The 21,111-nt window shown below is 70.9% G+C and carries 19 protein-coding genes; 13 read left to right on the top strand and 6 right to left on the bottom strand.

What is annotated here, in order from left to right:
- Positions 1-247: 247 nt before the first annotated feature.
- Positions 248-577, top strand: coding sequence for a hypothetical protein (locus H7I87_RS01385; protein WP_049770268.1), 330 nt, complete (start codon positions 248-250; stop codon positions 575-577).
- A gap of 75 nt (positions 578-652) precedes the next feature.
- Here H7I87_RS01385 and H7I87_RS01380 read toward each other — a convergent pair whose 3' ends face one another.
- The 4 genes from H7I87_RS01380 to H7I87_RS01365 all read right to left on the bottom strand — a co-directional run bounded on the left by H7I87_RS01380 (position 653) and on the right by H7I87_RS01365 (position 5,518).
- Positions 653-1,786, bottom strand: coding sequence for an alkaline phosphatase family protein (locus H7I87_RS01380; protein ID WP_011725635.1), 1,134 nt, complete (start codon positions 1,784-1,786; stop codon positions 653-655).
- Between the two features lie 78 nt (positions 1,787-1,864).
- On the bottom strand, positions 1,865-3,010 hold the full coding sequence (gene nicT, locus H7I87_RS01375; protein ID WP_011725634.1) for a Nickel transporter NicT: 1,146 nt from the start codon (positions 3,008-3,010) through the stop codon (positions 1,865-1,867).
- 107 nt (positions 3,011-3,117) lie between these two features.
- Entirely contained in the window at positions 3,118-4,497 is a 1,380-nt protein-coding gene (gene mtr, locus H7I87_RS01370; RefSeq protein ID WP_011725633.1) for a mycothione reductase, read from the bottom strand.
- Between the two features lie 10 nt (positions 4,498-4,507).
- Entirely contained in the window at positions 4,508-5,518 is a 1,011-nt protein-coding gene (locus H7I87_RS01365; protein ID WP_011725632.1) for an alpha/beta hydrolase, read from the bottom strand.
- Positions 5,519-5,712: 194 nt separating this feature from the next.
- Here H7I87_RS01365 and mqo point away from each other — a divergent pair, with 194 nt between their 5' ends.
- The 9 genes from mqo to H7I87_RS01320 all read left to right on the top strand — a co-directional run bounded on the left by mqo (position 5,713) and on the right by H7I87_RS01320 (position 17,726).
- Entirely contained in the window at positions 5,713-7,161 is a 1,449-nt protein-coding gene (gene mqo, locus H7I87_RS01360; protein WP_230590625.1) for a malate dehydrogenase (quinone), read from the top strand.
- A 102-nt stretch (positions 7,162-7,263) separates the two neighbouring features.
- A complete protein-coding gene (locus tag H7I87_RS01355) occupies positions 7,264-7,734 on the top strand; it encodes a GNAT family N-acetyltransferase (protein WP_003875132.1) in 471 nt (156 codons plus the stop codon).
- On the top strand, positions 7,731-9,572 hold the full coding sequence (locus H7I87_RS01350; protein WP_011725630.1) for a magnesium chelatase subunit D family protein: 1,842 nt from the start codon (positions 7,731-7,733) through the stop codon (positions 9,570-9,572). The genes H7I87_RS01355 and H7I87_RS01350 overlap by 4 nt, the downstream gene beginning before the upstream one ends.
- Before the next feature lie 29 nt (positions 9,573-9,601).
- The gene (gene cobO / locus H7I87_RS01345; RefSeq protein WP_011725629.1) at positions 9,602-10,216 is read left to right on the top strand and encodes a cob(I)yrinic acid a,c-diamide adenosyltransferase; all 615 of its coding nucleotides are present in this window, start codon (positions 9,602-9,604) and stop codon (positions 10,214-10,216) included.
- Positions 10,213-11,622 (top strand): cobyrinic acid a,c-diamide synthase CobB, encoded by a 1,410-nt coding sequence (locus H7I87_RS01340; protein WP_167380267.1) that lies wholly within the window; start codon positions 10,213-10,215, stop codon positions 11,620-11,622. The genes cobO and H7I87_RS01340 overlap by 4 nt, the downstream gene beginning before the upstream one ends.
- A 9-nt stretch (positions 11,623-11,631) precedes the next feature.
- Positions 11,632-12,837: a uroporphyrinogen-III C-methyltransferase gene (gene cobA / locus H7I87_RS01335; RefSeq protein WP_003875136.1), complete on the top strand. Its 1,206-nt coding sequence runs from the start codon at positions 11,632-11,634 to the stop codon at positions 12,835-12,837.
- Between the two features lie 33 nt (positions 12,838-12,870).
- Entirely contained in the window at positions 12,871-14,487 is a 1,617-nt protein-coding gene (locus H7I87_RS01330; protein ID WP_003875137.1) for an MFS transporter, read from the top strand.
- 194 nt (positions 14,488-14,681) lie between these two features.
- A complete protein-coding gene (locus H7I87_RS01325) occupies positions 14,682-15,920 on the top strand; it encodes a GNAT family N-acetyltransferase (protein WP_009978061.1) in 1,239 nt (412 codons plus the stop codon).
- Positions 15,921-15,977: 57 nt separating this feature from the next.
- A complete protein-coding gene (locus tag H7I87_RS01320) occupies positions 15,978-17,726 on the top strand; it encodes a proline--tRNA ligase (protein WP_011725627.1) in 1,749 nt (582 codons plus the stop codon).
- Here H7I87_RS01320 and H7I87_RS01315 read toward each other — a convergent pair whose 3' ends face one another.
- Positions 17,727-18,173, bottom strand: a complete 447-nt coding sequence (locus H7I87_RS01315; protein ID WP_003875140.1) for a ferritin-like domain-containing protein — start codon at positions 18,171-18,173, stop codon at positions 17,727-17,729.
- The gene (locus tag H7I87_RS01310; protein WP_033726177.1) at positions 18,170-18,709 is read right to left on the bottom strand and encodes a hypothetical protein; all 540 of its coding nucleotides are present in this window, start codon (positions 18,707-18,709) and stop codon (positions 18,170-18,172) included. Before H7I87_RS01310 ends, H7I87_RS01315 begins: the two co-directional genes overlap by 4 nt.
- Before the next feature lie 216 nt (positions 18,710-18,925).
- Between H7I87_RS01310 and rimP the strand changes: the two genes are divergently transcribed.
- The 3 genes from rimP to H7I87_RS01295 all read left to right on the top strand — a co-directional run bounded on the left by rimP (position 18,926) and on the right by H7I87_RS01295 (position 21,038).
- Positions 18,926-19,462, top strand: coding sequence for a ribosome maturation factor RimP (rimP, locus tag H7I87_RS01305; protein ID WP_062904689.1), 537 nt, complete (start codon positions 18,926-18,928; stop codon positions 19,460-19,462).
- A gap of 102 nt (positions 19,463-19,564) precedes the next feature.
- Positions 19,565-20,620 (top strand): transcription termination factor NusA, encoded by a 1,056-nt coding sequence (gene nusA / locus H7I87_RS01300; RefSeq protein WP_011725623.1) that lies wholly within the window; start codon positions 19,565-19,567, stop codon positions 20,618-20,620.
- 85 nt (positions 20,621-20,705) lie between these two features.
- A complete protein-coding gene (locus H7I87_RS01295; protein WP_073578851.1) occupies positions 20,706-21,038 on the top strand; it encodes a YlxR family protein in 333 nt (110 codons plus the stop codon).
- Positions 21,039-21,111: the final 73 nt, after the last annotated feature.

Genomic DNA, 21,111 nt, shown 5'->3' with positions numbered 1-21,111 from the left:
ACCATGGGGCTTCCTTCAACAGATAGACACGGGGGTTACACGTCCTGGGCCGGACCCCGGAGTCCGGCCGCGCGTCGATCAGCGTCGGGCCACGCCGAACAGTGTCAAGACATCCCGGTCGGGCAGAAAGGTTGCGGGCGCGCGGGATGGGGCCCCTCGCGGGGCAAAACCCAACGGGCTGAAGGATATCGGTATCGGCGACAGAACCGCGTGCGGCGACAGGCGGTTCCAGCTCAGCGGCCGCTCCTTGGTCATCCACGTGCTGTGGAACGGCTTCTTGTTGGTGTTGTTCGCCGGTGCCGCAGACCGCGAGGTGGCCGGGGCGGCCCGGCTGATCGTCGACGGGCGCCCGGCAACCCGCGCCACGGTCGGGGCCGACGGCATCGCCACGGGCGGGGCCGCAGTCGGGGCCGTCCAGGCCGGCGGCTCGGGCAGGGCGGCCGCGGCGCACGCGGGCCGCAACGCCGACCCCGCGACCAGCGCGATGAACACCCCGAGCGCTGCGGCAACCGCGATGGCCGGCTGCCATCGCCGCGTTTCGTCGCCGCCTCGCAAGATCACAGTGCATCGAATGTAGCGCGGGAAACCCGCGCGACGGTCGGAACCAGCTGTGAACTCGGTCGGAGTCCGGTGTGGCACGGGCCGCCGGGCGCTACCGGCGGAACAGGATCAGCGGGATCGCCGTCTCGGCCGGCGTGGCCGCGCCGTGGAAGCCGACCAGGCGCGCCGTCTCCGGCGGCTCGTGGGCGCTGGCCAGCACCGCGGTGTCCGCGGAACAGACCACCACCACGTCGCCGAGCCGCGGCAGGTGCCGGTCGGCGACCGGGCCGAACATGCCGGTGGCCACCGCCTGCGCGCGGCTGTACACGGCGGCCCGGCCGTCGAGCAGCTCCGACCACGCGGCCTGCACGTCGGGCGCGGCGCCCGGCTCGGTGTGCAGGTACCGCACCCGCGGCTCGCCGGCCACCACGCGGATGCCCGCGGCCAGCCGCGGGTCGCTGTCCAGGTCGACGCGGGCCTCGGGCGGCACGTTGAGGCCGCCGTGGTCGGCGGTCACCAGCAGCGCGGCATTCGGCGGCAGCGCCTCGAGCAGGCCGGACAGCAGGGCGTCGACGGCCGCCGCCGCGGTGTGCCACTGCGGCGAGCCGATCCCGAACAGGTGGGCCGCGGTGTCCAGCTCCGCGGTGTAGCCGTACACCAGCCCGGGGCCCGCCCGCAGCTCGTCGCCGACCAGCCGCGGGTAGTCGTCGGCGGGCTCGGCCGGCACCAGCCGGGCGCCGCGGTAGGCGGCCTCGGTCAGGCCACTGCCCAGAAACGACGACGGCAGCACGGCGCGGGCGCGGACACCGGCGGCGGCGAGCCGCTCGAACCAGGTGGGCAGCGGCTGCCAGGCGTCCGGCGCCGGGTCATCGCGCCACCGGACGTGGTTGAGCACCCGGTCGGTGCCCGGCACCCGCAGCGTGAAGCCCAGGATCCCGTGCTGGCCGGGCGCCGCGCCGGTGGCCAGCGACACCAGGCTGGTCGGGGTGGTCGACGGGAAGGTGCAGTCCAGCCGGGTCAGCCGGCCGACCTCGCCGGCCCGCACCGCGGCGAGCAGCGGGGCGTCGCCGGCCAGCTGGGCGAGCAGCTGCCAGCCCAGCCCGTCGACCAGCAGCACCAGCACCCGGTCCACCCGCTCGGCGCCGACCCAGTCGGTCACGGCCGACCCGCCCGGCTCGTGCCCCGCGTCTGCGACGCCGAGCAGGGCGGCCGCGGCGGGCAGCACGTCGCGCAGCGAACCGGGCACCCGGCCAGTCTGGCGTCCGGCCCACACGCGCGCCAGTCGGCGGTCGGGCCCGGGGCGGCCGGACCGTCAGGGCGCGGTTCAGGCTTCTCGGCCGGTCCCGGCGCGCGGATCGGCGCCGGCCCACCTCTCTTCGATGCGTCCGTACCGCCAGATCAGCAGGGCCACCGCCCAGGTGAGGACGAACATGCCGACGACGACGTAACCGACCGTGTTCAGGTCCAGCCCGCCGAGCCAGTCCCAGAACGAGCCCCGCCAACCGAATTCGTCGGCGAACAGGACGAGCAGCTCGATGCTGCCGATCACCCACGCGACCGCCACCGACAGCGCGGTGATGATGATGTTGTAGTAGATCTTGCGCACCGGGTTGGAAAACGCCCAGCCGTAGGCGAAGTTCATGAACGAGCCGTCGATGGTGTCCAGCAGGCACATGCCGGCCGCGAACAGCACCGGCAGGCACAGGATGGCGTACCAGGGCAGCCCGGCCGCCGCGCTGGTGCCGGCCAGCACCAGCAGCGCGACCTCGGTGGCGGTGTCGAAACCTAGCCCGAACAGCAGGCCGACCGGATAGCAGTGCCAGGACTGGGTGATCGACTTGGTGAACCGGCCCAGCCACCGGTTCATCAGCCCCCGGTTGTCCAGCTGCCGCTCCAATTCCGCGGCGTCGGTGTGCGGGTCGTAGTCACCCCGGCGCACTCGCGCGAGGACGCGCAGGATGCCGACCAGGACGACGACGTTGAGCAGGGCGATCGCATAGAGGAACACGCCCGAGACGCTGGTGCCGATCAGCCCGGTGTAGTGGTGCAGCGCCGACGAGTCGTCGCGCACCGGCCCCACCACCGTCCTCACCCCGCAGGCCAGCAGCACCGCCAGCGCGAACACCACCGTGGAATGGCCCAGCGAGAAGAAGAAGCCGACGGCCAGCGGGCGCTGCCCGTCGTTCATCAGCTTGCGGGTGGTGTTGTCGATCGCGGCGATGTGGTCGGCGTCGAAGGCGTGCCGCAGGCCCAGGGTGTAGGCCGTCAATCCGACACCGACGCCAAATGCCTTGCCGCCCAAGCTGTATTGCGCCGGGGCCACCAACAGCACCAAGGTCAACCAGCCGATCAGGTGCAGAGCGAGGATGGCGCCCAGCATCGACGCCAGCCGCCACCATTCCGCCGGCGCCAGCGCGCCGAGAAACCTGGTCGCCCGTGCCGGCCACCGGTCGATCTCCGTACTGGTCACGGGGGTCCTTCCGGCGCGGGCGGTGTCGGGCACAGGGCAACGGGCACGACTGTAAGTTCCGCGTCTTGCCGGACGCAAGGCGGGCACACGGCCCGGCGCCGCTGAGTTCAGTACAGGCCCAGCAGCGCGTTCTCGACGACCTCGGGCAGCGCCGGGTGAATCCAGTACTGGCCGCGGGCCATCTGCGCGGCGGTCAGCCCGAAGCTCATCGCCTGGATCAGCGGCTGGATGATCGAGGACGCCTGAGGGCCCATGATGTGCGCGCCCAGCAGCCGACCGCTGGTGCGCTCGGCGATCAGCTTGACCACCCCGGTGGTGTCTTCCATCGCCCACCCGTAGGCGACGTCGCCGTAGTTCTGGATGGCCACCGAGATGTCGAATCCCCGTGCTATCGCCTGGTTTTCGGTCAGCCCCACGGTGGCCAGCTGGGGATCGGTGAACACCGCCGACGGAACATAGCGGTGGTCGGTGACGGCCATCGACTCGGTGTCGTCCCAGTCGCAGAGCAGGTTGTGCCGCACCACCCGGGCCTCGTGGTTGGCGACGTGCTTGAGCTGATACGGCGACGATACGTCACCGAGCGCGAAAACCCCTCGGGCCGAAGTGCGTTGGTACTCGTCGACCACCACGCGACCGTTCTCCACGTCGACGCCGGCCTGCCCGGCGTCGAGCAGATCGGCGTTGGATATCCGGCCGGTGGCCACCAGCAGCACGTCGGCGTCCAGCGTGGATCCGTCGTCCAGGCGCAGTGTGACGCCGGAGCCGCGGTTGTTGCCGCCCACCACGTTGCGCTGGGTGCGCAGTTCCCATTTGGCCGCGGCCAGCCGGGTGAACCGCTCGCAGATCATGTCGTCGTACTGGCGCAGCATGCGGCCGCTGCGGATCACCACGGTCACGTGCACCCCCAGCGCGGAGAAGATGTGCGCGAATTCGGCTGCCACGAAGCCACTTCCGACGATCACCAGATGCTCGGGCAGCGCGGGGATGCGCATGATGGTGTCGCTGGTGTGGTAGGTGACGCCGCTCTCGAGGATCGCGGGGGGAATCACCGGCCGCGACCCGGCGGCGATCACCACCTGCTCGGCGGTGAACTGTTCGCCGGCGTCGGTGCGCAACAGGTAACGGCCGTCGGATTGCACCGGCCCGAACCGGGTGTGGCTGCGGTACAGGTCGATATTGACCGAGGAGCGCCGATACTCTTCGCCGCTGAGCGCGATCGGGTCGATGCGGCCGAAGACGCGGGAGACGATGTCGGGCCAGCGCACCCCGTCGAGGTGCGCGTCGACGCCGTAGCGGGCCGCCTCCCGGATCGTCGTGGCGACGTCGGCGGCGTAGACGAACATCTTGGTGGGGATGCACCCGACGTTGAGGCAGGTTCCGCCGAAGGTGCCGTGCTCGCAGATGGCGGTCCGCTTGCCGGCGAAGCGGGCATCGAGAAGGCTGTTGCCCGAACCGGTTCCGATGATCGCGAGGTCGTAGGTTTCCATGTTCGGCGCCTCACCCTTCGTCCCGGGACGCCGGGGCCCGGGTGCTTTCGGTGCTCCGGTCGCGCAGGTAGCCGTCCAGCCACAGATCCAGTTGACGATAGGCCGCCGCGCGGGGCCCCGGCAACGACAAGAACACGTCGTGTTTGGCGTCGGCGACCGGAATGATGGTGCTGCGGTTGCCGATACAGCCCGCCCAGCGGGCGATCTGGGTGACGTCGAGCACCGCGTCACCGCAGTGCATGGATGCCGGGTCGGGCGTCTCCTGCACGCTGTGGTCTGAGCGCAGGATCAGGTTCGGCACCCCGACGTCGAGACCGCGGTGCAGTCGCGCCTGACCGCGGCGCACTGCGTGCAGCCAACCGAACGTGATCGGAAAGCCGCCAACGGGTTTCCACTGCAGGTTGTAGTCGAATTCCCCGCCGTAGTCGCGGTGCAGCGTGGTGCCGTAGCCGCCCTGCACCGGGGACCGGGCCACGCCCTTGGAACGCACCCGGGACAGGCCGGCGATCAGCGCCACGGTCAGCGAGTGCCGCAGGATGGGCGGGCCGGGCAGCTCCAGGAACGGGCTGTTGAGCACCAGACCGCCAACTGCGGAGTGCGCTACGGGATTTCGGCGCCGCAGCCGGTCCAGCCACAACGACACGATCAGCCCGCCGGCCGAATGCCCGTACACCAGCACCCTGCGGTTTCCCCCGCTCGCCACGCTCAGCGCGCGTTCCAGTTCGGTGTCGTAGTTGGCCAGGTCGGTGACGAAGTGCGGCGTCTGCCCGTCGCGCCGAGACCGGCCGCACTTGTGCAGGTCCAGCGCGTAGAAGGCGAAACCGCGCGCGGCGAAGTGATCGGCCAGCGCGGTGTGGAAGAAGTAGTCGGTATACCCGTGCACCGCCAGCACCGCGTGATCGGCGGCCGGCGCCGCGTCGTCCCCGCGCCGGATCAGGGTCGCGACGATGTCGCCCTCGCCGGCCGGATCGGCGCCCAGCGCCAGGGTGCGCTGCCAATAGCCGGGTAGCACGTCGGGCACCCAGCCAGCCGCCCCGCCAGTCACCCCGCCAGCTTAGAGCTTTTGCCGGCCGCGGCGACCCCGCGCGTGGTTCGCGTCGCTTTGCCACCGGATAACCTGAGGATCGGCATGCCTCGAGGAAAAGGACCAACAAGCCGGTGTCATCGCTAGCCAGGACCACCCGCACGGACGTCGTGCTGGTGGGCGCGGGCATCATGAGCGCCACGCTGGGCGCGTTGCTGCGGCGGCTGCAGCCGGATTGGTCGATGACCTTCGTCGAGCGCCTGGACGCGGTCGCCGCCGAGAGCAGCAGCCCGTGGAACAACGCCGGCACCGGGCATTCGGCGCTGTGCGAGCTCAACTACACCCCGCAGCGCGCCGACGGCTCCATCGACATCGCCAAAGCGGTGCGCATCAACGAGCAGTTCCAGGTGACCCGCCAATTCTGGGCGTATGCCGTGGAGGACGGCATGCTGACCGATCGGGGCTTCGTGACCCCGATCCCGCACGCGAGTTTCGTGCGCGGGGCGCGGGCCGTCGAGTATCTGCGGCGCCGGCAGCAGGCGCTGGCGCCCAACCCGTTGTTCGCCGGCATCGAATTGATCGAGGACGCCGACGAGTTCGCCCGCCGGCTGCCGTTGATGGCCGACCGGCGGGACTTCTCCGAACCGACCGCGCTGAATTGGGCGCGCCACGGCACCGACGTCGACTTCGGCGCGCTGTCGCGACAGCTGATCGGGTTCTGCGTGCGCGGCGGCGCGACGGCGCTGTTCGGCCATCAGGTGCACAACCTGACGCGGGAGTCCGACGGCAGCTGGACGTTGCTGATCCGCAACCGCCGGACCGGCGAAAAGCACCGGTGCAACGCCAAATTCGTGTTCGTCGGGGCCGGCGGTGACGCGCTGCCGCTGCTGCAGAAGTCGGGTATCGGCGAGGCCCGCGGATTCGCGGGGTTCCCGATCGGCGGTCGGTTCCTGCGCGCCGACAATCCCGTGCTCACCGCGGCGCACCGGGCCAAGGTGTACGGGGCTCCAGCGCCGGGGGCCCCGCCGCTGGGCGCGTTGCATCTGGACCTGCGCTACGTCAACGGCAAGCCGTGGCTGGTGTTCGGGCCGTACGCCGGCTGGTCGCCGAAGTTCTTGAAACACGGGCACTTCACCGATCTGCCCCGCTCGGTGCGCCCGCACAATCTGGTCGCGCTGCTCGGCGTCGGCGTCACCCAGCTGACGTTGCTGCGATACCTGATCGGCCAGTTGCGGCTGTCCGCGCCGGACCGGATGCGGATGCTACGCGAATTCGCGCCCACCGCAGTGGATTCGGACTGGGAGCTGACGGTGGCCGGTCAGCGGGTGCAGGTGATCCGGCGCGATCGGCGCCGCGGCGGCGTGCTCGACTTCGACACCACCGTGGTGGCGGCCGGCGACGGCAGCATCGCGGGGTTGCTCGGCGGCTCGCCGGGAGCGTCGACGGCGGTGCCGATCATGCTCGATGTGCTGCAGCGCTGTTTCGCTGACCGTTATCGGTCGTGGCTGCCCGCGCTCAAGGAGATGGTTCCCTCGCTGGGCGTGACGCTGTCCGACGAGCCGGCGCTGTATGAGGAAGTCTATTCATGGGGAACGAAGATCCTGGGACTGGACGAGTTGGATGAGGAGCGCCCTAAGTGACACGCGCCGACGACGATGCAGAGCGCAGCGATGAGGAGGAGCGGCGCAGATGACACGCGCCGACGACGATGCAGAGCGCAGCGATGAGGAGGAGCGGCGCAGATGACAGAAGCATTGCGACGCACGTGGGCCAAAGACCTTGATGCCCAAACGCTTTACGAGCTGCTCAAGCTGCGGGTTGAGGTGTTCGTCGTCGAGCAGGCCATCCCGTATCCGGAGTTGGACGGGCGCGACCTGCTCGCCGAAACCCGGCACTTCTGGCTGGAAACCTCCGACGGCGAGGTGATCTGCACGCTGCGGCTGATGGAGGAGCACGCCGGCGGCGAGAAGGCGTTCCGGATCGGGCGGCTGTGCACCAAACGCAGCGCCCGCGGCCAGGGCCACACCACCCGGCTGCTGCGCGCGGCGCTGGCCGAGGTGGGCGACTACCCGTGCCGGATCAACGCCCAGACCTACCTGGCCGACATGTACGCCCAGCACGGATTCGTCCGCGACGGCGACGATTTCCTCGACGACGGCGTCCCGCACGTGCCCATGCTGCGACCCGGCTCGGGATTGGCGGAAAAGCCGTGAAGCCCTACCCGTTCAGCGCCATCGTCGGGCACGACCGGCTGCGGCTGGCCCTGCTGCTGTGCGCCGTGCGCCCGGAGATCGGCGGCGCGCTCATCCGCGGCGAGAAGGGCACCGCCAAGTCGACGGCCGTGCGCGGCCTGGCGGCCCTGCTGTCCGCCGCCACCGGCAGCGACGCGAACCTGGTCGAAATGCCGCTCGGCGCAACCGAAGACCGGGTGATCGGCTCGCTGGACCTGCAGCGGGTGCTGCGCGACGGCGAGCACGCGTTCTCCCCGGGGCTGCTGGCCCGCGCGCACGGCGGTGTGCTCTACGTCGACGAGGTGAACCTGCTGCACGATCATCTCGTCGACGTGTTGCTCGACGCCGCGGCGATGGGACGGGTGCACATCGAACGCGACGGCATCTCGCATTCGCACGACGCCCGGTTCGTGTTGATCGGCACCATGAATCCCGAAGAGGGCGAACTGCGTCCGCAGCTGCTGGACCGGTTCGGGCTCACCGTCGACGTGCATGCCTCGCGTGACGTGGAGGTGCGGGCGCAGGTGATCCGGCAGCGGATGGCCTATGAGGCCGACCCGGACGGTTTCGCCGAACGCTACGCCGACGCCGACGCCGAGCTGGCCCGGCGCATCGCTGCGGCGCGCGCCCTGGTCGACGACGTGGTGTTGCCCGACAACGAGTTACGGCGCATCGCGGCGCTGTGCGCGGCGTTCGACGTGGACGGCATGCGGGCCGATCTGGTGGTGGCCCGCACCGCGGTCGCGCACGCGGCCTGGCGCGGCGCGCCCACCGTCGAGGAGCAGGACATCCGGGTGGCCGCCGAGCTGGCCCTGCCGCACCGCCGCCGCCGCGATCCCTTCGACGACCCGGGCATCGACCGCGAGCAACTGGACGAGGCCCTGGCCCAGGCCGGCTCCGAGCCCGACCCGGATCCCGACCCGCCCGGAGGAGGCCAGGCCGGCCAGACCGAACAGCAACCGCCGCAACGGGATTCGGCGCAGGACGCCAAGCCGCGGCCGCCGACGACGAAACCGAGTGCGCCGCCGTCGAAGACGTTTCGCACCCGCGCGCTGCGGGTCCCCGGTGTCGGCGAAGGGGCACCCGGCCGGCGGTCGCGGGCCCGCAACGCCAGCGGCAGCGTCATCGCAGCCACCGACGGCGCCGACACCGGCTGCGGCGGCCACGGGCTGCACCTGTTCGCCACCCTGCTCTCGGCCGCCGAACGGGCCGGTGCCGGGCCGCTGCGGCCGGGGCCCGACGATGTGCGACGGGCCGTGCGCGAGGGCCGCGAAGGCAATCTGGTGATCTTCGTCGTCGACGCCTCCGGATCGATGGCGGCGCGGGACCGGATGGCGGCGGTCAGCGGTGCCACGCTGTCGCTGCTGCGCGACGCCTATCAGCGCCGCGACAAGGTCGCCGTGATCACGTTCCGGCAACAGCAGGCGCGGCTGCTGTTGCCGCCCACCTCCTCGGCGCACATCGCCGGGCGGCGGCTGGCCCGCTTCGACACCGGCGGCAAGACGCCGCTGGCCGAAGGGCTGCTGGCCGCGCGCGAGCTGATCGTCCGGGAGAAGGCCCGCGACCGGGCGCGCCGCGCCCTCGTGGTGGTGCTCACCGACGGCCGGGCCACCGCCGGCCCGGATCCGTTGGGCCGCAGCCGGATCGCCGCGGCCCGGCTGGTCGCCGAGGGCGCGGCCGCGGTGGTGGTGGACTGCGAAACGTCGTATGTGCGTCTGGGCCTGGCCGAACACCTGGCACGCCAGCTGGGCGCCCCGGCGGTGCGGCTGGAGCAGTTGCACGCGGATTCGCTGACGCGTGCGGTGCGCGACGCCGCCTGAGCCGGGGCGAACAGAAAGGGTAACCGCTTATGCCACAAGGTGTTCCGCTTCAAGTTCCCGACGACGGCCTGACCACCCGGGCCCGCCGGCACACCCCGGTGCTGGCGGTGCACACCGGCGCCGGCAAGGGGAAGTCGACGGCCGCATTCGGAATGGCGTTGCGGGCGTGGAACGCCGGGCTTTCCGTGGCGGTGTTCCAGTTCGTCAAGAGCGCCAAGTGGAAGGTGGGCGAGGAGGCGGCGTTCGCCGCACTCGGCCGCCTGCACGAGGAACAGCGGATCGGCGCGCCGGTGGAGTGGCACAAGATGGGCGCCGGCTGGTCCTGGACGCGCAAGGCGGGCAGCGACGACGATCACGCGGCGGCCGCGGCCGACGGCTGGGCCGAGATCGCCCGCCGGCTGGCGGCCGCCCGGCACGACTTCTACGTGCTGGACGAGTTCACCTATCCGCTGAAATGGGGCTGGGTGGACGTCGACGAGGTGGTGTCCGTGTTGGCGGGGCGGCCCGGACACCAGCACGTGGTGATCACCGGACGCGATGCCCCGCAACGGCTCATCGATGCGGCCGACCTGGTCACCGAGATGGCCAACGTGAAGCACCCGATGGACGCCGGGCGCAAGGGGCAGAAGGGCATCGAGTGGTGAACGTGCCCGCGGTGGTCGTCGCGGCGCCCGCCTCCGGCAGCGGAAAGACCACGGTGGCAACGGGTTTGATCGGGGCCCTGCGCCGGGCGGGCCGCCGGGTGGCGGCGTTCAAGGTGGGGCCGGACTTCATCGATCCCGGCTATCACGGCCTGGCCGCCGGCCGGCCGGGCCGCAACCTCGACCCGGTGTTGGTGGGGGAGAACCTGATTGGCCCGCTGTACGCGCACGGCGCCGCCGGCGCCGACATCGCCGTCGTCGAGGGCGTGATGGGGCTGTTCGACGGGCGGATCGGGCCGTCCGGCGCCAGCCCGGCGTCGGGATCGACCGCGCACGTCGCCGCGCTGCTGGGCGCGCCCGTCGTGCTGGTCGTCGACGCGCGCGGCCAGAGCCAGAGCATCGCCGCCCTGCTGCACGGCTTCTCGACGTTCGACGCCGCGACCCGGGTCGCCGGGGTGATCCTGAACCGGGTCGGGTCGGCCCGCCACGAGCAGGTGCTGCGTCAGGCGTGCGAACAGGCCGGCGTGCCGGTGCTGGGCGCCATCCCGCGCAGCGCCGAATTAGAGTTGCCGACAAGGTATTTGGGCTTGGTCACGGCGGTCGAGTATGGACGCCGCGCCCGGCTCGCGGTCGAGGCGATGACCGCGCTGGTGGCACGCCACCTCGACCTGGCGGCGGTGGCGGCGGTCGCCGCCGCCCGGCCCGTCGCGACGCCCTGGGATCCGGCGGCGGCGGTGGGGGATCCCGGCGGGCGCGGCGGCGAGCGGGCCACCGTCGCGGTGGCCACCGGGAAGGCGTTCAGCTTCGGCTACGCCGAGCACGCGGAGCTGCTGGCCGCCGCCGGCGCCCGGGTGGCCGAATTCGACCCGCTCGTCGACGCGTTGCCCGACGGCACCAACGCGCTGTTGCTGCCCGGCGGTTTTCCCGAACAGTTCACCGCCGAACTGTCGGCCAACGAGGTCGTGCGCCGCCAGATCAACGAGCTGGCCGCCGCCGGGGCGCCCGTCCACGCCGAGTGCGCCGGGCTGCTCTACTTGGTGTCCGAACTCGACGGCCACCCGATGTGCGGGGTGCTGGCCGGGCAGGCCCGGTTCACCCCGCAGCTGACGCTGGCCTATCGCGATGCCGTGGCCGTCGTCGACTCCCCGCTGTACGCCGCCGGCCAGCGGGCGGTGGGGCACGAATTCCACCGCACCACAGTGACATTCAGCGACGACTACCTGCCGGCGTGGATGTACCGGACCCAGGAGTCCGGCCATCGCGACGGCGCGGTGCGCGCCGGCGTGCACGCGTCGTATCTGCACACCCACCCCGCCGCCGCGCCCGCGGCGGTGGCCCGCTTCGTCGGGTGCGCGCTGGCCGCTCGCGCCGACCCGGGCAGGACGCGGGCCCACCCCGGCAACCACTAGGCTTGCCGGGTGACCGAGAGCGCCTACCTGGTGGGGCTGCGGCTGACCGGCAAGAAGGTGGTCGTGGTCGGCGGCGGCACCGTCGCCCAGCGCCGGCTGCCGTTGCTGATCGCCAGCGGCGCGGACGTCCACGTCATCTCCCGCAGCGCCACCCGATCGGTCGAGGCGATGACCGGAATCACCCTGCAATTGCGCGAATACCGCGACGGCGACCTCGACGGCGCCTGGTACGCGATCGCGGCCACCGACGACCCGCGGGTCAACGAGGCCGTGGTTGCCGAGGCCGAACGCCGCCGCATCTTCTGCGTCCGGGCGGACGTCGCCGTGGCGGGGACCGCGGTCACCCCAGCATCTTTCAGCTATGCCGGGTTGTCGGTGGGCGTGCTGGCCGGCGGCGAGCACCGCCGCTCGGCGGCGATCCGCTCGGCCATCCGGGAGGCGCTGCAGACCGGGGTCATCACGCCGGAAGGCCCGGTGGGCTCCGACGCCGTCAAGGGCGGGGTGGCGCTGATCGGCGGCGGCCCCGGCGACCCCGAACTGATCACGGTGCGCGGCCGGCGGCTGCTGGCCCAGGCCGACGTCGTGGTGGCCGACCGGCTCGCCCCGCCCGAACTGCTCGCCGAGCTGCCCCCGCACGTGGAGGTGATCGACGCCGCCAAGATTCCCTACGGCCGGGCCATGGCCCAGGACGCCATCAACGACGTCATGATCGAACGCGCCCGCGCCGGAAGCTTCGTGGTGCGCCTCAAAGGCGGGGACCCGTTCGTCTTCGCCCGCGGCTACGAGGAGGTGCTGGCGTGCGCCGACGCCGGGATTCCGGTCACCGTCGTCCCGGGTGTGACGAGTGCCATAGGAGTGCCCGCATTGGCGGGCGTCCCGGTCACCCATCGGGCGGTAAATCACGAATTCGTGGTGGTCAGCGGGCATCTCCCACCCGGTCATCCCGAATCGTTAGTGAATTGGGATGCACTGGCCGCATTGACCGGCACAATTGTTTTGCTGATGGCGGTCGAACGTATCGAACTTTTCGCCGAGGCCCTGCTGAAGGGCGGACGACCAGCGGATACGCCGGTGCTGGTGGTTCAGCACGGGACGACGGCGGCGCAACACACTTTGCGGGCCACCCTGGCCGACACGCCCGAAAAGATTCGTGCCGAAGGTATCCGACCTCCCGCGATCATCGTGATCGGCGCGGTGGCGGCTTTCGGGGTTTAAACGGTTCTTAAGATTACTGTAAGGTAACCCTTTATGACGGCTCTCAACGACTCAGAGCGCGCGGTCCAGAACTGGACATCTGCACGCCCCGATCGTCCGGCCCCGGTGCGCAGCACGCCGCCGGCGGAGACCGCCCCCAAGCCCGCGGCGGAGACCGCCGTAAAGCGGACCAGCAAGTACTACCCGGCGTGGCTGCCGTCGCGCCGCTTCATCGCCGCCGTCATCGCCATCGGCGGCATGCAGCTGCTGGCCACCATGGACAGCACCGTGGCGATCGTCGCGCTGCCCCGGATCCAGAACGAGCTCAGCCTCTCCGACGCCGGCCGCAGCTGGGTGATCACCGCCTACGTGCTGACGTTCGGCGGGCTGATGCTGCTCGGCGGCCGGCTCGGCGACACCATCGGGCGCAAACGCACCTTCATCGTCGGCGTCGCGCTGTTCACCATCTCCTCGGTGCTGTGCGCGGTCGCCTGGGACGAGGCGACCATGGTGATCGCCCGGCTCTCGCAGGGGGTCGGGTCGGCCATCGCCTCACCGACGGGCCTGGCGCTGGTCGCCACCACCTTCCCCAAGGGGCCCGCCCGTAACTTCGCGACGGCGGTGTTCGCCGCGATGACGGCGGTCGGCTCGGTGATGGGCCTGGTGGTCGGCGGGGCGCTGACCGAGGTGTCCTGGCGGCTGGCGTTTTTGGTGAACGTGCCGATCGGGCTGGTGATGATGTACCTGGCCCGCACCGCGCTGCGCGAGACCAACCGCGAGCGGATGAAACTGGACGCCACCGGCGCCGTGCTGGCCACCCTGGCCTGCACCGCCGCCGTGTTCGCCTTCTCGATGGGCCCGGAGAAGGGCTGGATCTCGCTGACCACCATCAGCTCCGGTGTGGTCGCGCTGGGCGCCGCCCTGGCCTTCGTCATCGTGGAGCGCACCGCGGAAAACCCGGTGGTGCCGTTCGACCTGTTCCGCGACCGCAACCGGCTGGTCACCTTCATCGCGATCTTCTTGGCCGGCGGCGTCATGTTCACCCTGACCGTGTGCATCGGCCTGTACGTGCAGGACATCCTCGGCTACAGCGCGCTGCGCGCCGGGGTGGGCTTCATCCCGTTCGTCATCGCGATGGGCATCGGTCTGGGCGTCTCCTCGCAACTGGTGGCGCGGTTCTCGCCGCGGGTGCTGACCATCGCCGGCGGCTACCTGCTGGTGCTCGCCATGCTCTACGGCTGGTGGTGCATGCACCGCGGCGTTCCCTATTTCCCGAACCTGGTGCTGCCCATCGTGGTGGGCGGCATCGGCATCGGCATGGCCGTCGTCCCGCTGACCCTGTCGGCCATCGCCGGCGTGGGTTTCGACCAGATCGGCCCGGTATCCGCGGTCACGCTGATGCTGCAGAGCCTGGGCGGACCGCTGGTGCTGGCCGTCATCCAGGCCGTGATCACCTCGCGCACACTGTATCTGGGCGGCACCACCGGCCCGGTGAAGACCATGAACGACGCCCAGTTGCAGGCGCTCGACCACGGCTACACCTACGGGCTGCTGTGGGTCGCCGGGGCGGCCGTCATCGTGGGTGCCGCGGCGCTGTTCATCGGCTACACACCCGAGCAGGTCGCGCACGCCCAGGAGGTTAAGGAAGCGATGGACGCCGGGGAGCTCTGACCCGGCCCAGTGGTTGCGGCGCAACCAGTTCCGTGATTTTCGTCGGCTGGTGATTGGCCGGGTGTCCGGCGGGGTAGTGCATCAAGCGGTGCCTTCGGCTCAACGAGCCCCCAGTGACCCCCAGCGAAGCTCCACGAAGCCTCCACGAACCGAAGTGTCGCCCGATGCATGCCCGCCGACGCGATGGGACGAGGATGGACACCACCGACGACACGATCAGGATCAGATTCGCCACCGAGGACGACTGGCAGGCGGTCTACGCGAATCAGGCGGGCGCCTACGGGGTTTCGGTGGACCCGGCCGACGTCGAAGCGTGGAAACGCCGCGTCGACCTGGAAGACATCCTGGTCGCCGAGGACGTCTCCGATCCGGCGCGGCCGACCGTGGTCGGCACCTCGTTGTGCTACAAGCTGCGGCTCACCGTGCCGGGCGGCGCCACCCTGAAGGCGGCCTGGCTGGCGATGATCGCCGTCGCCGCAACGCATCTGGGGCGAGGCGTCTGGCAGCAGCTCAGCATCCGCGGCTTCGGCATCCTGCAGGAACGCAACTATCCGATCCTGTGCGGCGTTCCGACCCAGCCCACGGTGTATGAGATCCTGGGCGCCGGAGTGGCCAGCTACGCCCGCACCTACAACATCGAGCCGCGCTTCACCGACCTGCGCGCCAAGCCCGAGCGGAACCGGGCGCGCGTCGTCGAGGCCGACGAAGCGCGGGGGCTGCTGCCCGACCTCTACGACCGATGGTGCGCGGTGACGCCCGGGGCGCTGAGCCGCAGCCGGGCCTGGTGGGCCGACGTCCTGGAGGACCGGGTGACCCAGCGCGACAACGGATCAACGCTGAACTACGTCGTGCACCCGGACGGCTTCATGACCTACCGGGTGATCGGCGCGTCACCGCACGCGTTTCGCCGGCCCTTCGGCAACCTGATCGTCCAGGATTTCTGCCCGATCACCCCCGAGGCGCACACCGACCTGCTCGCGACCCTGCTGAGCCTGAAGATGTTCGACAACAGCGTCATCGAGACGCCGGTCGACGATCCGCTCCCGCTCAAGCTGAAGGACCAGCTCGCCGCCCAGACCACGAAGGTCAACGACTTTCTGTGGATGCGGATCATGAATGTGCCCGAGGTGCTTCCCAAACGGGCCTACCGCGCCGACGCGGATTTGGTGCTGGATGTCACCGACCCGCTCGGGGTGGCCGGCGGCCGGTTCCTGCTGCGGATCCGCGACGGCGTCGGAACCTGCACGCCGCACGACGGGCCCGCCGACATCAAGATCGGTCTGGGCGATCTGGGATCGATCTACATGGGTGCGCATCGCGCCTGGGAACTCCACCAGGCCGACCGCATCACCGAACTGCGCAGCGGTGCGCTGCTCGACCTGGACGCCGCGTTCACCACGCAACGGGCGCCCTACTGCGGCACGCTGTTCTGACGCCGGCGCGCACGCGCCGGTGAGGGCTACCCGGTTGCCAGGCTAGGCTAGCCCGCTGTGATCACCCGGATGTCCCAGCTGTTCCTGCGCACCCTGCGCGACGACCCCGCCGACGCCGAAGTGCCCAGCCACAAGCTGCTGATCCGGGCCGGATACATCCGGCCCGTCGCGCCCGGGCTGTACAGCTGGCTCCCGCTGGGGCTGCGGGTGCTGCGCCGGATCGAGCACATCGTCCGCGAGGAAATGAATGCGATTGGCGGCCAAGAGATCCTGTTTCCCGCCCTGCTGCCGCGCGCGCCGTACGAGGCGACGAACCGGTGGACCGAGTACGGCGACAGCGTCTTTCGGCTGCAGGACCGCCGCGGCAACGACTACCTGCTGGGGCCCACCCACGAGGAGCTGTTCACCCTGACCGTCAAGGGTGAATACAGCTCCTACAAAGACTTTCCGGTGCTGCTGTATCAGATCCAGAACAAATACCGCGACGAGGCGCGGCCACGGGCAGGCATCCTGCGGGTGCGCGAGTTCGTGATGAAGGACTCCTACTCGTTCGACATCGACGATGCCGGGCTCAAGGCCGCCTATCACGCACACCGGGAGGCCTATCAGCGCATCTTCGCGCGGCTGCAGGTGCGCTACGTGATCGTGTCCGCGGTGTCGGGCGCCATGGGCGGCAGCGCCTCCGAGGAGTTCCTGGCCGAGAGCCCGGTCGGCGAGGACACCTTCGTGCGCTGCCTGGAGTCCGGCTATGCGGCCAACGTCGAGGCGGTGATCACCGCCCGCCCGGACCCGCAACCCGTCGAGGGTCTGCCCGAGGCGGTGGTCCACGACACCGGTGACACCCCGACCATCGCCACCCTGGTCGACTGGGCAAACCGGGCGGGCCTGGGCCGCACCGTCACCGCGGCCGACACGTTGAAGAACGTCCTGCTCAAGGTGCGCCAGCCCGGCGGGGACTGGGAGCTGCTGGCCATCGGCCTGCCCGGCGACCGTGAGGTCGACGACAAGCGGCTGGGCGCGGCGCTGGAGCCGGCCGAGTACGTGCTGCTCGACGACGCCGACTTCGCCAGGTACCCGTTCCTGGTGAAGGGTTACATCGGTCCGAAAGCGTTGAAGGACAACGGAGTTCGTTACCTGGTCGATCCGCGGGTGGTGGACGGCACCAGCTGGATCACCGGGGCCGACGAACCGGGCCGCCATGTCGTCGGGCTGGTCGCGGGCCGGGACTTCACCGCCGACGGCACCATCGAGGCCGCCGAGGTGCGCGACGGCGACCCGTCGCCGGACGGCGCCGGGCCGCTGGTGTCCGCGCGCGGCATCGAGGTCGCCCACATCTTCCAGTTGGGCCGCAAGTACACCGACGCCTTCACCGCCGACGTGCTGGGCGAGGACGGCAAGCCGGTGCGGCTCACCATGGGCTCCTACGGCCTGGGGGTGTCGCGGATGGTGGCCGTCATCGCCGAACAGCACCACGACGAGCTGGGCCTGCGCTGGCCCGCGTCGGTGGCGCCGTTCGACGTCCACCTGGTGATCGCCAACAAGGACGCGCAGGCGCGCGCCGGAGCCACCGCGCTGGCCGACGACCTGGACCGGCTCGGCGTCGAGGTGCTGCTCGACGACCGTCAGGCCTCGCCGGGAGTGAAGTTCAAGGACGCCGAGCTGCTGGGCGTGCCGTGGATCGTGGTGGTGGGCCGGGGCTGGGCCGACGGTGTGGTGGAGCTGCGCGACCGCTTCGCCGGCCAGACCCGGGAGCTGGCCACCGGGCCGTCGCTTGCCGCCGACATCGCGGCCGCCCTGCGCGGCTAGTCAGTCGTTGCCGCCCGGGAAGCTGGTGGTGATCGGCCAGGCGCCCAGCACCCGGTTCCACCGGGCCGCCATCACCGCGCTTTGGACCAGGGCGGTGGCGGCGAACGCGCGGTCGTCGCCCGTCTCGGCGTGCTCGGCCACGACGCGCCACGCCCCGGCGCCGTCGTTCTCCATCCGGGCGGCCAGCCGCGCGGCGTCGGCCGGGCTGCCCACCACCAGGGGCAGCTGGTAGCCCGCCGCGGCGACCGGGGCGGTGACCTTGCGGGCGGTCAGCATGGCGATGACGTCGTCGCGGCGCTGCCGGTGCTGCTCGAGGGCCTCCACCACCATGTCGTTGACGCTGGGCGGCGACATCGCCGAGACGATCCCGTAGCCGTAGATCGTCGAGTGCTCGATGGCCAGCGCGTCGCACAGCGCCGCGTTGTCGGCGTCCTTGCCCGAGGTCATATCGACGGCCCCCCGGGCACCAGCGCGACGGTGTAGGAGGCCGTGCAGGAGGCCGCGATCGAGGCCAGCAACCCGGCCCGGTAGCCGGATTCGGTGCCCACCAGCCGGCTGGCGCTGTCGGCCGAGGCGCGCAGCGCGTTGATCACGTCGGACACCGGCGGCGGGGGTGGTGGCGGCCCGGCCGGTTGCGCGGGGCTCGGGCTGGTCGTCTCGCTGGTCGAGGAGGTGGCGAGCTTGCCGGCCGCCCGCGAGATCTCGGTGGACAACGCGCGGGCGTGCGCGGCGCGCTGGCTCGCCACCACGGTCAGCGCGGCGGCGACCTGCGGCGGGTTGCCCAGGGCCGCAGCGGCGGCGCCGGCCAGCGCGCTGTCGTGGCGGGCCTGGTTCAGCGGGCCCAGCAGCTGCTCGACCGGCGGCGGCTTGGGCGCGGGCTTGCTACAGGCGGACACCGCTCCCAGCGCGGCCAGCGCCGCGCCACCGGCGAGGACCTCACGCCTGTTGACACGCCTGTTGACGGGCGGAACTGCGCTAGGCACAAGGACATCCTGCCATCGGCGCGAAAGCGGGCTCGATGCCAGGACGCGATCACCCCGTCATCGCTGATTCCTGGCGTATCGTGGATAGCTGGTTCTCGCGGAGGGCCGACCCTGAAGGGCTGTGTGCTCCGCCGGGACACCGGAAGCCGCCCGCGAGGCCATCGGGGTGGCGAACATCCGCCAGATGACCGGACAACTCAAGATGAGGAGCTCGCCGTGACCACCGGGCTACCGTCCCAGACGCAGGTGATCGAGCTACTCGGTGGAGAGTTTGCGCGCGCCGGATACGAGATCGAAGACGTGGTCATCGACGCACACGCGCGTCCACCGCGCATCACGGTGATCGCCGACGGCGACGACGGCCTCGACCTCGACGCCGCGGCCACGTTGTCCCGCTCGGCGTCGGCGCTGCTGGACAAGCTCGACACCATCGAGGACCACTACGTGCTCGAGGTGTCCTCGCCCGGGGTGGACCGACCGCTGAGAACCCCCAAGCATTTTCGCCGCGCCCGCGGCCGCAAGGTCGACGTCGTCCTGTCGGACAACTCGACGGTGACCGGCCGGGTCGGCGAGACGGGCGACGACACCGTCGCCCTGGTGGTCCGCGCCGGCCGGGACTGGGCGATACGCGAGATTCCGCTCGGTGACGTCGTCAAAGCCGTTGTCCAGGTGGAGTTTTCGCCCCCTGCGCAGGCGGAGCTGGAACTGGCGGGTGTGGGCGGCACGGACAAGACGGAGGAGCGGCGCAGATGAATCGCGCCGGCGACGATGCAGAGCGGAGCGATGAGGAGGAGCGGCGCAGATGAATCGCGCCGGCGACGATGCAGAGCGGAGCGATGAGGAGGAGCGGCGCAAATTAATATCGACATGGCCGCACTGCACGCGATCGAGGTGGATCGGGGCATCTCGGTCAACGAGCTGCTCGAGACCATCAAGTCCGCGCTGCTGACCGCCTACCGGCACACCGAAGGCCACCAGAACGACGCCCGCATCGAGATCGACCGCAAAACCGGCGTCGTCAAGGTGATCGCGCGGGAGACCGACGAGGACGGCAACGTCATCAGCGAATGGGACGACACCCCGGAGGGTTTCGGCCGGATCGCCGCGACCACCGCGCGCCAGGTGATGCTGCAGCGCTTCCGGGACGCCGAGAACGAGCGGACCTACGGCGAGTTCTCCACCCGCGAGGGCGAGATCGTCGCGGGGGTGATCCAGCGGGACAGCCGGGCGAACGCGCGCGGTCTGGTGGTGGTCCGGATGGGCACCGAGACCAAGGCTTCCGAGGGCGTCATCCCGGCCGCCGAACAGGTGCCCGGCGAAAGCTACGAGCACGGCAACCGGGTGCGCTGCTACGTCATCGGGGTGACCCGCGGCGCGCGCGAGCCGCTGATCACGCTGTCGCGCACCCACCCCAACCTGGTCCGCAAGCTGTTCTCCCTGGAGGTCCCGGAGATCGCCGACGGATCGGTGGAGATCGTGGCGGTGGCCCGCGAGGCCGGGCATCGCTCCAAGATCGCGGTGAAGTCCAACCTGCCCGGGCTGAACGCCAAAGGCGCCTGCATCGGGCCGATGGGCCAGCGGGTGCGCAACGTGATGAGCGAGCTCTCCGGGGAGAAGATCGACATCATCGACTACGACGACGACCCGGCCCGGTTCGTCGCCAACGCGCTGTCGCCGGCCAAGGTGGTCTCGGTGTCGATCATCGACCAGGCCGCCCGGGCCGCCCGGGTGGTGGTGCCCGACTTCCAGTTGTCGCTGGCCATCGGCAAGGAGGGCCAGAACGCGCGGCTGGCGGCCCGGCTCACCGGCTGGCGCATCGACATCCGCGGCGATTCGCCCGGCGGCGCGGGCGGGCACTCGGAGAGCCGGCCCGAGCACGGCGCCACGCACGGAATGGTCCACGACCGCTGACCGCACGGTCCGGGACACTCCGGGCGTGGCCGGACAGGCTCGGGTGGTGCTGACCATCGATTCGGTGACGCTAGACTGAGCCGTGATCCAGCGTGAGCCTTCGGGACCCGTGCGAACGTGTGTCGGGTGCCGGAAGCGAGAGTTGGCCGTCGAACTGCTTCGCGTGGTGGCTGTGCCCACCGGGAACGGCGAATTCGCCGCGATCGTTGACACAGCCGGTAACCTGCCGGGGCGGGGTGCGTGGCTGCATCCCGCGCCGCAGTGCGCCCAGCAGGCGATCCGGCGGCGTGCTTTCACCAAAGCGCTGCGGATCACCGGTTCACCGGACACCTCCGCGGTGGTCGAGCACATAGAGTCCCTCCATGCGCCCGAGCGCCCGGCGACAGAACAGGTAGCAAAGAACATGAGCACACCGTGAAGTCCCGATGACAATGCGTCATAGCTGAACACGAGGCGCGGCCCCACGACTGTCGCCTCATAGACAGGAGAAG

It is taken from the genome of Mycobacterium timonense, from assembly GCF_025821985.1.
GTDB classification, from domain to species: Bacteria; Actinomycetota; Actinomycetes; order Mycobacteriales; family Mycobacteriaceae; genus Mycobacterium; species Mycobacterium avium.
Note: the sequence above shows the minus strand (reverse complement) of the source record. Positions and strands in the feature narration are given on the sequence as shown.

What these genes read in the sequence shown, in the direction of transcription:
- mtr (WP_011725633.1), bottom strand. Translation starts at nt 4,497, where the DNA reads ATGGAAACCTACGACCTCGCGATCATCGGAACCGGTTCGGGCAACAGC.
- mqo (WP_230590625.1), top strand. Translation starts at nt 5,713, where the DNA reads ATGAGCGCCACGCTGGGCGCGTTGCTGCGGCGGCTGCAGCCGGATTGG.
- H7I87_RS01355 (WP_003875132.1), top strand. Translation starts at nt 7,264, where the DNA reads ATGACAGAAGCATTGCGACGCACGTGGGCCAAAGACCTTGATGCCCAA.
- cobO (WP_011725629.1), top strand. Translation starts at nt 9,602, where the DNA reads ATGCCACAAGGTGTTCCGCTTCAAGTTCCCGACGACGGCCTGACCACC.
- H7I87_RS01330 (WP_003875137.1), top strand. Translation starts at nt 12,871, where the DNA reads ATGACGGCTCTCAACGACTCAGAGCGCGCGGTCCAGAACTGGACATCT.
- H7I87_RS01325 (WP_009978061.1), top strand. Translation starts at nt 14,682, where the DNA reads ATGGACACCACCGACGACACGATCAGGATCAGATTCGCCACCGAGGAC.
- H7I87_RS01315 (WP_003875140.1), bottom strand. Translation starts at nt 18,173, where the DNA reads ATGACCTCGGGCAAGGACGCCGACAACGCGGCGCTGTGCGACGCGCTG.